We start from the raw sequence: 14,490 nt of genomic DNA on the forward strand, positions 1-14,490 counted from the left end.
ATAATTACTCTATGTTTCTATTACTGCATTCGGCTGCACAATGACATCCCATTTAATGTATGGAATTAAATTTAACGAATTTGCGAGTGCTAAGGATGCTTGGTTGTCTAGCTGGCATCGATATTGTGGCTGATATCCTTTATCTAACGCTATTTGACAAATCGCAGAGACGAGTTTGCGTGCATAACCTTTTCCACGGTGTTCCGATAAGGTTAAAACCCCTAAATCAGCGATAGCCAAATTTTTATCATCCCAAGGGTACATACTCGCAGCGGCGACTAACTTTTCATCAAAAAACAAACCATAAACTAACCAGTGGTCAAGTTCTACAGAAGCACCGTCTAAATCATCTTCACTAGATGCTTCACAGAAAGCTTGAAATGCGGCGGCATCAGCACTTGTTAATGCGCGAATATCACTCGGTATTTTTTGTTGTTGTAGTTTAGATAATGCCGCTTGGCTAAAATAAAAAAATTGGTTTGCCCCATGCCATTGGTCGGCGAGGTCGCTACGTAATGATTCAGCCGCTTTTCTCGTTAACTCGGCAGTAACAGATAATTTAACGCAGAGCTGCGGGTGTAATGATAGCCAATATTTGTTTTGGTCTTGAATCGCCACGGCTAAATAATTCTCGTCAATATGAGGGTTGATATACACCGCTAAATCACTTTGATCTAAACAACATTCACCGGCAGTTTTTTCTTTCAGCCAATATGCAGAGATATCATCATTAATCACGATCGTCATGGAATTCCTTATATTGGGTTAAAATGATATCGGTAATCTCATAAGCCAGCTTTTGTGTATCTAAATCCTCAATATTTCCTAACACAGCAACTGTTAAGCCTAAATCAGGTAGACGTAAAAAATAGGTAGCGCAGCCAGCCCAACCCCCTGAATGTTCGAAATGCATTAAACCAAAGTGTTGTGAAATAATAACGCCATAGGCATATTGCTGGTGGTGTTCAATCGCTTTACCCATCCTATTTTCAAGTGGCAATGCCTGAAGCATTTTCTCGACTAGTGCTTTGCCACCGACTTTACCACTAGTATAGTTTTCACCCCATTTCATTAAATCTAAAACATTTGAATGAACGGCACCATCGCCGGTTTGAGTCCACAAACTTTCACTTAATTGATAACCAAATTCACTGTTTTCACGGTACCCTCGAGCAATTGTAGTGTGAACAGGGTACGATTCCACGATAAAAGTGTTATCCATTTGTAATGGCTTAAAAATATGTTGCCGGGCAAATTGGTTATAACTTTGGCCACTAACACGTTCAATAATAATTGATAATAAAAAATAACCCGTATTACAATAATCAAACTGTTTTCCAACAGGGGAAAGGGGGCTGGGGTAAGCAATTAAATCCGCTAAACTTTCTTCCGGCCCTAATGAGTCCGCATAATCAACGCCTTTATTCAAGGCTAATTCGATATAATCCACCATGCCACTGATATGATAAATTAAATCTTGAATGGTGATCTCATTCGCGTATTCAGGTAACTCAGGAATATATTTGGTAATGGGGTAATGTAAAGCAAGTTGGCCATTTTGTTCTAACAGCAAAATAGCAAAGGCAGTGAATTGCTTTGATACTGAGGCTAAATTAAAAATAGTATCAGTTGTTAATGGCTTTTTTTGTTCAAGATCGGCAAACCCAAGGTTACCTGAATAATATTCGCCTTGATCAAATTTTGCCATGTAACTAAAGCCTGGCCCTTCGGTGTTAAATTGTTGTTCCCACGCTAAAAGTTGTTGTGACGTATTATTAACCCTTACGTTCTTTCTATTTGTGAAAGTATTCACTTTTCCCTGCCTCAAAATTTATTGACTAAAAAACTTGGATTTAACGCATAAAGTTAGCTGGTCGCTACGCTTAGTTGTACTACAACTCATATTTTCTCAAAAGGTTATTGATGCTATTGGTTAAATCAGAACATTAATGTTACATCTTCAAGCCGACTTTAAGTCAATCTCGATTTTTAATTTTGGGAGGGAAGGAGAAAGCATTATTTTGCCTGCGATATATTCCATATTAGCTAATATGGGTGACCTTGTTCAGCGGTAATGAACGGGTAATCCCAAAATAAAAAGGAAATCAATGATGACTTTCTCGATAGTATTTTTAACATTTTTACTTGGGGTGGGGGCGACTATTGTGATGGATATATGGGCGCTGATACTTAAATTATGTGGCCAACCGACGTTAAATTTTTCGCTGGTAGGGCGTTGGGCTGGGTATATGATTAATGGGCAGTTTATCCACCGCCCATCAATTGCTCCAAAAGCCAGAATTCCAGCCGAAAATGCATTAGGTTGGGGAGTTCACTACGCAACCGGTATTGTTTTTGCCTTTATATTTATTTTTTTATTTGGTGAAACATGGTTTACATCACCGATATTATGGACTGCATTATTTTTTGGTGTAATAACGGTCGCGGCTCCTTACTTTATTATGCAACCAGCGATGGGAGCCGGTATTGCTGCCAGTAGAACACCTAACCCAAATAAGGCACGGCTAATGAGTTTATTATCTCATAGCGTATTTGGCCTTGGTCTTTACCTGACAGCCTTAGTATTACAACCTTTACAGGCCTATATTTTGTAATTTTCAGCTAGCCTCTACCGGTTTGTGGGGACGGCTAATACGGAAAGAAAAAAGTCTGACCAATCTTTATCTAAGATAGATAATATTTTTCCTAGCGTTTCGATATTAATACTGGTTTCACCACGTTCATATCGGGATATTTGTTGTTGGCTGATATGTAACTTTTTGCCGAGCTCAGCGCCTGTCAATGCATTATTTTTTCGCGACCTTCTAATATAATTACCAATATCCCTTTGTAAGGATTCTTTATTTCTATGCATATTAAAACCAATTAAATATACTTGTTTAAGGTGATCTCTATGAGTTATTTTAATTTGTTAATCTGTCGATTTTTCTATTGCTGTATTTTTACTTTTTAGCATCGATGTGTAAACTAAAATAAATCTAAAATAATGAATGACGTTTCTGATTGATTGTAAAGGTATTTTTTGTTTATTTTTGGGTTTCCCTCCTTAATTAAGTTTTTATTTTTCTATCATGAGTGTATTCAGACTTGTTATATTAAGTCTTTTAAGTCAGTTTTATAGAGCTAAGATTGATAGAGGAAAAAAGGGATGGGAAGATAATTTAAGTTTTTAAACTATCGTCCCATTGTTAAATAATACTTTGTATTATAAATAGGGTAAGTTAGAACGTTTAAAGGTAATTAATGGTGTAGGTAATTGCACCATTAGCCATTCCACCTTTCATGGTATTATCGGTTTGAATATAGCGAGCAAATAATGGCACGATTAAACTATTGGTTGTTGCATTAGGAAGAATACCAGTATTGTGCTTTGTTAATAAAGAAATAGGTGAAATAACGCCTCTTTTTTCTAAACCCAGTTGGATACCAATGCCTTCTGCGGTATTGTCTCCTGGCTCTAAGTCGATAATGCCGTCTAAATCAGAGATACTGCCATGAGCAGAAGAAATGGTTATAGTCACTTGGTTTTTTTGGTTTGGATTCGGTCTATTTGTCGGTAATGTCCCACTACCTGTAATTGCTGGCCCATAAGCATAAAGACTAAAGTAACCTGGTGAGAATGCACTACACCCTTCTAGGGTGATAGAGGCATTTTGCCACCGAGTGTAACTATCCACCCCTTGGAAATCACCTACCGAATACAAGCCTAAAGGAACAACAAAATTAGGTGCGCTAATATTACAAGTGCTTTTAAGAACTTGTAGTTGCCCTGTATAGGTTAGTGTATTCATAATAAAAGGGAAGTCACCGTGAATTTCTGCATCTACATTGGGAGGCATAGTTGGTGCTAGAAAACTAACTTGTAGTTTAGGAAATAAATTGGCATCCACTACCCCTGCAGAAAAATTACCTGTCTTGATTAACATAAAGGCAAAAACATTAGATTCTCTAATCGTAACTCCGCCACTATAACTAGGTACTAATTTATAATCCTTAATGGTAGGTAAAGGAGTATTGAATTCAGAACTATAGAAGGATACACCAATACCTGGAATATTGGTTTCATAAACCTCAGATTGGTAAGGGCTTGTAATACCAGGGATAAGGGGCAATGTATTTGAAGCTATTTCAGCTTTTATAGGTATATGGATATAACCAGAACTCCAGTACTCATTTTCATCTAAAATACACCTAACACCCATTTGTATATTATTTTGATAATTTCCTTTAAAAATGACAGTACCTATAGGAGCGTCATCCCCAACAGAAATCACACTTCCATCAACGCTGACGATGGCATCTTCACCTGTATAACTATGATGTGGTGCACATGTTGCAATTTCAGTGGCTAGACTTAAATGTGGGCTCATCAATAACATAAACAAGCTTATAGTAAAAAATTTCATAGTTCCTCACTAGTACAGATTTTGGGAAATTTGTTCTGTCCCTTTTAGGTTATCGACAAACAGAGCTGAGCTGATTAAATGCATCTGTTGTATTTGCGGTCACATCATAGGTTAACAGGCAATTTTGCGTGTTTTTAGTGCCCCATTTAACCGTTAACTGGCCTACATTTTTGTCAACACGCGCGAATACTTGGCCATTTTGCCCGACATTACCGACATTACGTCCGCTCTCATCGAGAACTTCAGCACCAAAAGGGATCGCTTGGTTATTGGTTTGTACGGACTTTATTAGTAACGGAATTCCGCGTTGCGTTTTAAATTCCACTTTGGTAATTGCACCTGAATAAGGGGCAACTTTTTCCGTGGTGTTGAGCAACTCAACATCATGAGGCAGCCCTTTCGGGTCAATGCTGATATCGTTCAGCTCATACGGGTTGAGGTAAGGGACGGCTGCATGCCCCCAAGGGTCGATACGGATCCCCGGGTAACCGCCAATTTTTGCCCCTTTGGCATTTTTAGCTTCAACAATGGCAAAGGTATTTCCGGTATACGGCGTCATAACTGCGCCTTCAGACCAACCAATCACTGTCCCACTGGCGCCTAAAGATACGTTGTGGTAATTCTTCCCGGTGCTATAACTTCCTGTTAAGTGGCTAATCGGTGAACGCCAACCTGCATTCATTGCAAGGCTGCTACCGCCTCCTTGGTTGTAGTTTGCTGCTGTAACACCATAGTTATATTGAGAATCATTCCCTGTACTTCCTGAGAGACCGATTTGCTCACCCGTTCTACCGCTACTATTACGGTTAAAGCTGGCGTTGAGCACTGGAACATGCTTATTTAGATAATTTGTCAGAGGCATGGCAACATTGAGATAAATATTGTTTTCCATTTTTCCACGTCCATTTCTGGCTCGGCCTGCATTGATACTGTAGCTCATCGACCCAAGCTGGTTACTGTAACCCACTTGATATTGAAGGTCTGAATTACCATTATTCCAGTAGTCTTGGCTATAACCGGTAATATAGATTTGCCCCCAATTACCCGGCAGCCCTTGGTTCATTGTAATATTAAAACGGTTCTTCGGACGCCAAATGTTTTCCAGCGGGCTTCGATGGTTTTCTGCATCTAATGCTCTCATGGCCGTTATGTAATCAAAGTACCCCGATGTCGAGTAACGGTAAGCCGCAATAGTCAAGTTGCTGTTGGTACTTTGTAGATACTTACTATAACTAACTTGGTAGCTCTGCCCACCATGGCGGGCAATGTCGCTATATCTAAAGTGGGGTTGTGCATGAGTGGCATTAAATGAAATAGCACCCAATCGAGAACTGACCGATGCCCCCAATTGAAATGCTGAATAGTCCCGACCACTACTTTGAATGCCCCCAAATCCAGTAATGTAGTTGGTTAAACCGCGCAAGTAGGTCGCTTGGTATAAATTAAAGCGATGAGAAATGGATAGGTCGTTTAATCTACCCGCAACAAAATTGTATTGATGAGCGCCTTTACGAAGTAATTGAGCTACCGAAGCGTAAGGAACGACAAAGGATTGTTCACTACCGTCAGCTTCCGTCACCAATACGTCTAAATTACCACCATAACCTGTGGCATGAAGGTCGTTAATTGTAAAGGCACCAGGCGAGACTGTGGTTTCATAAATAAATCTGCCATTTTGGGAGACTGTGACGCGGGCGTTAGTGCGTGCAACGCCGCGAATTTCAGGGGCATAGCCACGACGAGATATTGGAAGCATACGGTCATCGCTGACTAACTCAATACCGCGAAAAGGTAATGTATTAAATAAAAGACCTTGGGTTGCTGTTTCGCCTATTCGGATACGTCCTTGTATCTTGGGAATATCACGTTGGATATAGTTACTAATGGATTGATAATTCTTACCTATGTGCTCTTGCCAATTGTAGTTACCATTGTGGCGAAAATACCAAGCACCAATATTGAGTCCGACATCTAGCCCTGCATAAAGAGAGCGTGTCGTCTTGCCTCGCACCTGAGAAATATAATGGTTCAGATTATAGCCAACTGATAAAGCGGGAATACCGTGACTCCACAGGCTTGGGTCAGTATATCCCCTTGCTGTTTTGGTTAACATGGATTGTGGAATACTAATATCCAAGCGCTCTTCATTTGAGTCATAAACCATAAATGAATGCGGAATGAGTTGCTCTAATGGGTAGCATTGCACTTCTTGATTCAATGCATCTTTAAATTCTAACGGCAGTTCAGAATAGTTAAAGTTAATCTGTTTGATAAGCTCAAGAGAGATACAGGGAGTCACTTTTTTATCTTGTTGTTCGACAAACAAGATTGAGCTATAAGGGAGTCGCTCATTATTTACATAGACCGCAGTGGGCCAAATCCCAGGTGTGGCTGAACCACCGAGCTCGAAACGAGAGAGGTCAATATTTTTGGAGCCGAGAAAGACTGGGTTAAAATAAATCGCACTATTACTGTCTTGTTCTACCCCTGTACCTCTAGCAGAAATACTAAAGAAAGGGATAACCGCAATTGAGTAAATAGAGAGCCGTTTCACCAGAGAGTGAGTATTCATTTTATTCACAATATGAGATTCCTTATCTTAGCGATACTGTATTTTTATAGTGAATAATTGACTGTATTAACGGCACCCCAATCATTGATATATTCATAGGAAACAGTATTTCCAGAATTAACGAGGTTACGGTTTTTAAATTCAAATTGTTTAGATTGATTAGGCGCTATCATTTCACCATCAACAATCTCTTGCTGATTTTCCGTTCCTAAAGTAATAGAAATGAGCGAGACAAAGTAAGGGGATTGGTTATGCGCGGTTAATTTCCCATTTTCTATTGACCAAATTAATTCCTCGGCAGATTTTGCAGCGTCGAATTTGTTATTAATAGCTTCAGGACGATAAAAAAGTTTAATTCTGGTACGAAATGCTACCTGTAAGCTATTAGAGACTTTATTATCATCGGCTTTAGGTGCAGGAGGAATTTCTAATACATTGAGCCAATAAACAGATTCTTCACTTTTGGCTTTTTCTTTATTCCCAGCATAAGAAATGCGTAATGTCTGCGATTTATTCGGTTCAATACGGTTAATGGGTGGGGTTAAGAAAAAGGGGACATTAATGTTTTCTGGAAGGGCGTTTTGGTCACCATCATCAATCCAGCTTTGAACTAAAACGGGCTGATTACCCTTATTTGATAATTTAACGGTAACTTCCTTTTCGTTACCAGGATAAATAACACGAGTTCCATTAATGACCACACTTGCTTGGCTAGAAAATGAAAAAAGGAAAATAAATAAAAAAAAGAATTTATAAATAAAGCCATGTTTGTATTGCATTGCGGGATCTCAAATAAAAGGAGGGGGACCCCCCCCTTAGGACTAAAAAAATAGGATTAGTTGTACATTAGGTTATAAATAACAGAACTGCTGACCGCACCTGGTGTTGTTTGTCCGATTGCATAGTATTCAACGGCATAATGAAGAAGTGCGGTACCATTGGTGGCATCAATGTCAACATAAGTATTGTTAGCAATTTGATCAGTATTACCTACATTAATAACGGCATAGTTATTAGATGGGTCTAACAGTCGCAGTTCTACATTTGTAGCTCCAGTTGTAGACTGGTTGATTAAGCGGCCTGTAGATAGGTCAACAGTACTGCCTGCTTGGAAGAACGTAGACACTTTATTTGTAGCGTTATCGCTGCCAATAACACAGTTAATTAAATTCATATTAAATGAGGTTCTTCCTGAGACCTGACCAGCTGCGGTTAAGTTTTCTACGCCTTCGGTTGGTAATGTCACTGTCGCATCGCTGCCTTGGCCATTAATACCAACTTCACAAGTGGTGTCAGTTAATTCACCTTTAAATGTAATGGTTCCAGTTGATGCGGCATAAGCACCAACAGACATTAAAGATGCTAATAGTGCTGTACTGACTAATTTCATTTTCATATTAAAGCCTTAATTATTAAAATATAAATAAACTACCGGTATGATAAAAAAGTATCATATAGAGAATGCTCTAAACCTTTCGTGTGTGGCATAAGGTCGAGCCAACATTTCTTTTTTAGATATAATCAAAGATAAATTCTGTAGATATAATCAAGGGAAAAGAATCGTTATCATTCTTGTGTTCGATTGCAAGAACCTGATGAATGATATGCATACGGGTTTTCAGGTAAACCAAAAAAGTATTTAATTTAGGCGATTTTAGTTTTTTGTGGCTTATTTTTCGTTTAAAAACAATTGTTTGAGTTTTACTTTGTGATTTTTTGGTTTGTGAAATAATGAAATTTATTTTAGTTTTTTATGATTTATTTCAATTCTTTCTTCACACGTATAGGTAGTATAGTGGAGAGCTATTTTGCTATATTAATAAAATGTTAAAGAATTGAATTATGAAATTGAGTGTGAAATATATAATTAATGAAAAATTTGAATTTGACTATATTAATAAGGAGGTAACATACAGCGCGAGTGGAGAAAAAAGAAAAGTTCTAACGCCAGCGGCTAACATCTTACGCTTTTTAATCAAAAACAAATTCGAGAATGACAATGCGATTGTTTCTCAAGATGAACTATTCACCGCGGGTTGGGGCGAAAAAAAGAAATTTGTTACTATTAATACATTTTATCAAAATATCCTTTTATTAAGAAAAGCCTTTAGTGAGCTCGAGGCTGACTTTGAAATAATAAAGAATATTCCTAAAATAGGGTATAAATTATCTGACAGTATATCTATTGTTGATTTTTCAAAAAAAGATAAAGATAAGGATAATTTAAATAATATTAATATAGAAAAAATACACATCCCTAAAGCTAAGGAAGTAATAGATAGGAAAAACCTTAAAATACCGAAAAGTCATTCTCTGGTTTACCCTCCAAAAAATAAGAGCTTTTTTAATTTATCAAGAAATGAAATTAAGAAAATTATTATTACGATAGCTTTAATGGCATTGATAACTGTATTTATTTCTAATTATGTTAATGACCAAAGAAATAGTAGTAGTTTAACGAGTTATGAGAAATGTGGTGAAATTGACAATAAAATAATATTTTGTAATAAGCAGAAAGATTTAAATTCTTCACTTTTGAAATTTATCGCTGAAGAAATTATTGCTGATACATTTAATGATTATAAATATATGTATATCATGAGGAAAAATTTCTCGGATAAATTGTCGATTATTTATTGTGCTAGAGAGTTAGGTTCATTTTCATTGAAGCAAAATGAATGTATCTCGTATTATGTTACTGATTGGTCCGAGTAGTATGAAATGAAAAAAAGTATTTTGAAAGCGATTATTTATACATCAGTTATTGTTCTTTCTTCCATCGTTATGTTTAAGGTTAATGACTCAGATGATATTGTTTGTCGCTCATCATTTAGAACAATATCTATTACAGATAATGTGAAGCTATCATTAGATATCTCATATACTTTTGGCAGTTATGAAGGGTGGGTTAACTTAAAAGGGACATTAAATAAAAAAGGAGTGGAAAGTACGGTAGCAAGAAAAGTTTATATCGATTTTCTTAAAATTGGTAATAGTATGAAGATAACCTCTAAGAAAAACATAACATTGCATAATGATAATACGGATAACTCTGAATTAGGGAAATATTTAACTCAAGTGTATATTAACCCTGGTTTAGATATGGATATTTTTCTTTATCCGCAAAAAAATGGTGGATTTATCTTTTTTACCAATGATATGTATTCTTTTTACTGCAAATAATCCGAGTTCGAGTGATAGGTTACTATTTACTATATTAAATTTCTCACTATCATAAATTCTCTGCTACGTTTATAGATTTTTAACAATCCTAATTAGGTTGCTTTTAATATTAATGTACAAAATCGTATATTAAAGCTTGTGGTACTTAGATGATTATAGATGGGAAGAGATTATGGTAAGAGGGCGCACAGGGACGTTTTTAGGTGGAAAATTACTTTAGTAATACTTCAATGGCGGTTACTACTAAAGTAATCCATGCTCTTTGTTGGTTTTATTCCATAATGGATTGCAAATCAGCTTTCGCTTCTTTTAGCTCATTTTGAGCATATTGTAATTTCTGTTCTTTCTTTGCTATTTTATCTGAATTACCTGTTTGTTTTGCTTCATTAAGTTCTTCTATACGCTCATTGACCTTTTTTTGTTTTTTTTCAAGTTTATCTTGTGCTTCAGAAAGTAAATTTTTATCGGTGCAGTGCATGTTTAGCTCACTGAGTGCGATCTCCAACCCTTTTACGCGATGGTCATTACCATGTTTTTGAGCGTACTGGATTTGGTCCTCAATATTTTTTGCCTTTCTTTCACATGCAGGGTTGTTAGTTGCTGCTAATGATGCCGATGAAATTGACAGTAATAAGATAAATAGTGTTTTTTTGTTCATCTAAATTTCCTTAGATTTTAATGGATTAAAATTTTCGTAGTGAAAATGTGAATAAATTGAATATAAATTAATCATCATTTAATAAGATTAAATTTGAATTAATGTTTAAATTTTGTTGGTTTAGTATTAATAATTTTAATTCTTCATCTTTTATATCGAACTTTTTAGTTGAGTGCTTATGTAAAATAGAGGAGAAAAAATCATACCAATTTTTATCTAGTGCAATTAATATCTCTTGTAATGTATGGATGTTTATGCTGGTTATTCCGCACTCATATCGGGATATTTGCTGCTGGCTGACATTTAATATTTCACCTAACTGTTGGCCTGTCATTGATTTGCTTATACGGCATTTCTTAATGAAATTTCCGGTATCTATTTCTAATGTTGTACTATTTCTAGTCATATTGTTTTTCAATTGGTTATTTTGATAGTTTGATTAATTTCTGGTGGTTTACTTTTTATATTGATATGCAGTTATATAGTTTTACCATTATCGTTTTGCCATGTGAGAATGCAAAATAAATAAAATACAAAATAAATTTAAAACGCTATGATTGAATGTGTTTATTGGTTTTAGTATTTCTTTTTCCTTAATTAAGAGATTAATTAAGTTTTTTGGTTTGGCATGTTCTCGCATTGTTGTAAGTCATTCTCTTTTTTAAATAATAAGTTAAATTTTATTGTCTAAGTTACTGTTTTAGTCATCTTCTTAAGAGTACTTAAGGGAGGCTGAAACACTATGGACTATGCTATATAAGAAGGCTATTTTTACTCAGAGGTGAGTAATTACTAGCTTCTTGCTGGCCCGTTCTTTATGGTATAATTACTGTACATAACAACCAAGGTGTCGCATCTTACTCTGGATTTATATCTCTATTTTTAATCCATTTTGCATTGGATAAACCAGCAATGAATATTAGTCAGCTTAAAAGTTTTGTTGAAGTGGTTAGAAGTGATTTCAATATCACCAACGCGGCTGAAAAATTATATACCTCTCAGCCGACTGTCAGTAAGCAACTTAAAATATTGGAAGATGAACTGAACGTTTCATTATTCAATCGAAAAAATAATAACTTACTCTCTTTGAGCCCGATTGGCGAAAAAGTTCATCATGTCGCATGTGATATTCTTGCGCAGTTCGATAAAATTAAAAGTATCGTTTCACATGAAGATACCACGATAAAACAAAATCTACACATTGCAACAACTCACACACAGATCCGCTATAAATTACCTCAAGTGATTGAGCGCTTTAATGCACGTTATCCCAATATTTCTTTGCATTTTCACCAAGGTGCACCAGCTCAGATAGCAGAGATGGTGAATAATGGTGATGTGGATTTTGCCATTGCGACTGAGTCTATGCACCTTTATGATGACTTATTGGTGATGCCTTGCTACCAATGGTCTCGCAGTATTATTGTGCCCCATGACCACCCACTTGCTCAATGCGAACAGCTCTCTATTGAAGACCTTGCTGGTTACCCATTAATTACCTATGTATTTGGTTTTACCGGGCATTCAAAGCTTGACCAAGTATTTTATCAACATAAATTAACGCCAAATGTTGTTTTAACTGCGGTAGATACCGAAATTATTAAATACTATGTAAAACGTGGTGCTGGGGTAGGTATTATTTCAACGGTCGCTTTTGATCCAGAGGAAGATAGCGAGGCATTACGCTGCATTGATATCAGCCATTTAGTGAAGCCAAGTTATACCCATGTATGCATTAACCGGCATATGCATTTAAAAGATTATATGTATGATTTTATCTCTAATTATGCACCTCACCTTGATTTGAACTATATTCATCAGCCGAATCAATGGGTACCAACCGAACAAGGTGAGCGAGATAAACTGTATAGTGAACTACCTGAGTTATAAGAAAAAAGCCGAGTAATATAATTTACTCGGCTTTGAAATTACTGTGTGTGTGTTATTTTTATTCTAACGAGTGGCAATATTAATAAAAATTTGAGCGCCAATCAGCAAACAATCGTCATCAACAAAATAAGGGTTAGCGTGTAAATAATTATTAATCCCTTTTGCTTGATTACCACTTCCTAAAAAGTACATGGCACCGAGTTTATCTTTAGTGGCATTGATCATATAACTGAAGTCTTCACTGCCCGTCATTGGCTTACCATTCGCATCAATCTGTTCAGCAGGTAAGAAGGCCGCAGCAGCATCATAAATCACTTTAGCAGCCTGCGGGTGATTGACGACAGCGGGATAACCGCTTGCTTCTAATGTGGTTTTAAACCCACCGGCTTCACTACGAGCCACAATTTCATTGAAGCTGGCTTTTAAAATTTTGTCGGTTTCTTCATCCATTGAACGGATGGTACCGCGTGCCTGAACATGATCAGCCAACGCATTTGGAATAGTTCCACCGTTAATCATGCCACAACCAAATACGGCAGGGCTGAAAGGATCGGTTTTTTTGGCAACAATGTAGTCCATATAATCAATGATACGTGTTGCTTCGCGGATAGCATCTAACCCTTTATGAGGAGTTGAACCGTGGGCAGAAACGCCGTGAACATCTAGCGTCCATGCTGATCCATAAGAGGACATAACCCCGGAATTGAATTTAATATAACCTGTTTCAAAAGCGGCATCGTTATGTAAGCCGTAAACCTCATCAACACCTTCCATACAGCCCATTTCTACCATTTTGTTAGCGCCCGGTACTCGCATGTCTTCTTCTGCCATTTGGAAGATAAAACGGACGTTATGAGTGAGTTCAGAACGGTTTTCGCTAAGGTATTTTGCTGCCGTTAAGGCGATGGTCATGTGGGTATCATGGCCACAGTTATGAGCGCAACCTTCATGGACAGAGCTGTGCTCATTGCATGTCAAATCAGGCATTTCAAGGCCGTCAATATCGGTACGGTAGGCAATCAAGCGCTTTGCTGGGTCGATAATCAATTCAGCGGTAAAACCGGTGTAGCCTTCAAATAAACGGATGTTATAGCCAAAGCTTTCCATCAATTCACGGCAATATTGTGAGGTTTTGAATTCTTGCCCAGACAATTCAGGGATCTTATGTAAATCCTGACGTGTTTTTTTGCTAAACGTTTCTAAAGCAAAGAGCTTTTCATTGATATTGTATTTATTGGTCATTACGTTTTATCCCGTATACAAAAAGCGTTTTAATGCTGTTAAGGGGCCCCTGGTGTGAGCATGAATAAAAAACAGCGTACTCATTTAATTTATGTATATTTTAAGCGTTAGATTCAGAAATAAGTCATTTCTGCTAGCTGTTATTTTATCTAACAATTCATAGAGTGAATTTTAACGTGGATATTAAAAAAGTGAGCGTGATGGAGATCGTATTTATATCATATCAGTATTGCATGGCTCATGAATAATAAGGATGGTAATTTAATAAAATAATCATTAGGAAATGTATTTTCAATTAAATTTCTCTATTATCAATGTGTTATGTTTTTGTTTTTATATTAAAGATTTTTGTGTTTAATTGAGATTAAGTTAAATTCTATTGTTTGGAATAGGGCGATTAGTAGGATAGTTTTGTATATTATCTTAAATGAAATGGCGAATATAGAAATATATCGAATTAATGAGAAGAGAAATTTTAGAGATAGGATTAAAGCTAGAAAAATCATATGTCCCTTATT

14 protein-coding genes are annotated in these 14,490 nt (G+C 36.5%); 4 read left to right on the forward strand and 10 right to left on the reverse strand.

Features of this window, described 5'->3' with window-relative positions; translation table 11 throughout:
* Window positions 1-9: 9 nt before the first annotated feature.
* Complete coding sequence (locus PSF28_RS14065; RefSeq protein WP_272685223.1) at window positions 10-747, reverse strand: GNAT family N-acetyltransferase; 738 nt, start codon at window positions 745-747, stop codon at window positions 10-12.
* Window positions 731-1,813 (reverse strand): serine hydrolase domain-containing protein, encoded by a 1,083-nt coding sequence (locus tag PSF28_RS14070; protein ID WP_272685224.1) that lies wholly within the window; start codon window positions 1,811-1,813, stop codon window positions 731-733. Before PSF28_RS14070 ends, PSF28_RS14065 begins: the two co-directional genes overlap by 17 nt.
* Before the next feature lie 298 nt (window positions 1,814-2,111).
* Here PSF28_RS14070 and PSF28_RS14075 point away from each other — a divergent pair, with 298 nt between their 5' ends.
* Window positions 2,112-2,615, forward strand: coding sequence for a DUF2938 domain-containing protein (locus tag PSF28_RS14075; RefSeq protein WP_272685225.1), 504 nt, complete (start codon window positions 2,112-2,114; stop codon window positions 2,613-2,615).
* A 14-nt stretch (window positions 2,616-2,629) separates the two neighbouring features.
* Here PSF28_RS14075 and PSF28_RS14080 read toward each other — a convergent pair whose 3' ends face one another.
* The 5 genes from PSF28_RS14080 to PSF28_RS14100 form a co-directional block, all read right to left on the reverse strand.
* On the reverse strand, window positions 2,630-2,875 hold the full coding sequence (locus PSF28_RS14080; protein ID WP_272685226.1) for a helix-turn-helix domain-containing protein: 246 nt from the start codon (window positions 2,873-2,875) through the stop codon (window positions 2,630-2,632).
* 376 nt (window positions 2,876-3,251) lie between these two features.
* Window positions 3,252-4,427 (reverse strand): fimbrial protein, encoded by a 1,176-nt coding sequence (locus tag PSF28_RS14085; RefSeq protein WP_272685227.1) that lies wholly within the window; start codon window positions 4,425-4,427, stop codon window positions 3,252-3,254.
* Between the two features lie 49 nt (window positions 4,428-4,476).
* Complete coding sequence (locus tag PSF28_RS14090; protein ID WP_272685262.1) at window positions 4,477-6,999, reverse strand: fimbria/pilus outer membrane usher protein; 2,523 nt, start codon at window positions 6,997-6,999, stop codon at window positions 4,477-4,479.
* 44 nt (window positions 7,000-7,043) lie between these two features.
* Window positions 7,044-7,778, reverse strand: a complete 735-nt coding sequence (locus PSF28_RS14095; RefSeq protein WP_272685228.1) for a fimbrial biogenesis chaperone — start codon at window positions 7,776-7,778, stop codon at window positions 7,044-7,046.
* 56 nt (window positions 7,779-7,834) lie between these two features.
* A complete protein-coding gene (locus PSF28_RS14100; protein ID WP_272685229.1) occupies window positions 7,835-8,395 on the reverse strand; it encodes a fimbrial protein in 561 nt (186 codons plus the stop codon).
* A 446-nt stretch (window positions 8,396-8,841) separates the two neighbouring features.
* Between PSF28_RS14100 and PSF28_RS14105 the strand changes: the two genes are divergently transcribed.
* A complete protein-coding gene (locus tag PSF28_RS14105) occupies window positions 8,842-9,714 on the forward strand; it encodes a winged helix-turn-helix domain-containing protein (protein ID WP_272685230.1) in 873 nt (290 codons plus the stop codon).
* 6 nt (window positions 9,715-9,720) lie between these two features.
* Window positions 9,721-10,182 carry a hypothetical protein gene (locus PSF28_RS14110; protein ID WP_272685231.1) on the forward strand — a complete coding sequence of 154 codons (462 nt, stop codon included), beginning with the start codon at window positions 9,721-9,723 and terminating at the stop codon, window positions 10,180-10,182.
* 271 nt (window positions 10,183-10,453) lie between these two features.
* Here PSF28_RS14110 and PSF28_RS14115 read toward each other — a convergent pair whose 3' ends face one another.
* Complete coding sequence (locus tag PSF28_RS14115) at window positions 10,454-10,840, reverse strand: DUF1090 domain-containing protein (protein WP_272685232.1); 387 nt, start codon at window positions 10,838-10,840, stop codon at window positions 10,454-10,456.
* A gap of 67 nt (window positions 10,841-10,907) precedes the next feature.
* Window positions 10,908-11,246 (reverse strand): helix-turn-helix domain-containing protein, encoded by a 339-nt coding sequence (locus tag PSF28_RS14120; protein WP_272685233.1) that lies wholly within the window; start codon window positions 11,244-11,246, stop codon window positions 10,908-10,910.
* 506 nt (window positions 11,247-11,752) lie between these two features.
* On the opposite strand from PSF28_RS14120, the gene PSF28_RS14125 reads away from it, so the two are divergent.
* Window positions 11,753-12,730 (forward strand): LysR substrate-binding domain-containing protein, encoded by a 978-nt coding sequence (locus PSF28_RS14125; RefSeq protein WP_272685234.1) that lies wholly within the window; start codon window positions 11,753-11,755, stop codon window positions 12,728-12,730.
* A 63-nt stretch (window positions 12,731-12,793) separates the two neighbouring features.
* On the opposite strand, the gene PSF28_RS14130 is transcribed toward PSF28_RS14125, so the two are convergent.
* Window positions 12,794-13,972, reverse strand: a complete 1,179-nt coding sequence (locus PSF28_RS14130; RefSeq protein WP_272665742.1) for a M20 metallopeptidase family protein — start codon at window positions 13,970-13,972, stop codon at window positions 12,794-12,796.
* Between the last annotated feature and the right edge of the window lie 518 nt (window positions 13,973-14,490).

The organism is Providencia sp. PROV130 (assembly GCF_028482225.1).
Taxonomy (GTDB): Bacteria; Pseudomonadota; Gammaproteobacteria; order Enterobacterales; family Enterobacteriaceae; genus Providencia; species Providencia rettgeri.

Bases quoted from the DNA above. Each gene is read 5' to 3' on its own strand.
- PSF28_RS14065 (WP_272685223.1), bottom strand. From the start codon at position 747: ATGACGATCGTGATTAATGATGATATCTCTGCATATTGGCTGAAAGAA.
- PSF28_RS14085 (WP_272685227.1), bottom strand. From the start codon at position 4,427: ATGAAATTTTTTACTATAAGCTTGTTTATGTTATTGATGAGCCCACAT.
- PSF28_RS14130 (WP_272665742.1), bottom strand. From the start codon at position 13,972: ATGACCAATAAATACAATATCAATGAAAAGCTCTTTGCTTTAGAAACG.
- PSF28_RS14080 (WP_272685226.1), bottom strand. From the start codon at position 2,875: ATGCATAGAAATAAAGAATCCTTACAAAGGGATATTGGTAATTATATT.
- PSF28_RS14110 (WP_272685231.1), top strand. From the start codon at position 9,721: ATGAAAAAAAGTATTTTGAAAGCGATTATTTATACATCAGTTATTGTT.
- PSF28_RS14075 (WP_272685225.1), top strand. From the start codon at position 2,112: ATGACTTTCTCGATAGTATTTTTAACATTTTTACTTGGGGTGGGGGCG.
- PSF28_RS14120 (WP_272685233.1), bottom strand. From the start codon at position 11,246: ATGACTAGAAATAGTACAACATTAGAAATAGATACCGGAAATTTCATT.
- PSF28_RS14125 (WP_272685234.1), top strand. From the start codon at position 11,753: ATGAATATTAGTCAGCTTAAAAGTTTTGTTGAAGTGGTTAGAAGTGAT.
- PSF28_RS14105 (WP_272685230.1), top strand. From the start codon at position 8,842: ATGAAATTGAGTGTGAAATATATAATTAATGAAAAATTTGAATTTGAC.
- PSF28_RS14095 (WP_272685228.1), bottom strand. From the start codon at position 7,778: ATGCAATACAAACATGGCTTTATTTATAAATTCTTTTTTTTATTTATT.
- PSF28_RS14100 (WP_272685229.1), bottom strand. From the start codon at position 8,395: ATGAAAATGAAATTAGTCAGTACAGCACTATTAGCATCTTTAATGTCT.
- PSF28_RS14090 (WP_272685262.1), bottom strand. From the start codon at position 6,999: ATGAATACTCACTCTCTGGTGAAACGGCTCTCTATTTACTCAATTGCG.
- PSF28_RS14115 (WP_272685232.1), bottom strand. From the start codon at position 10,840: ATGAACAAAAAAACACTATTTATCTTATTACTGTCAATTTCATCGGCA.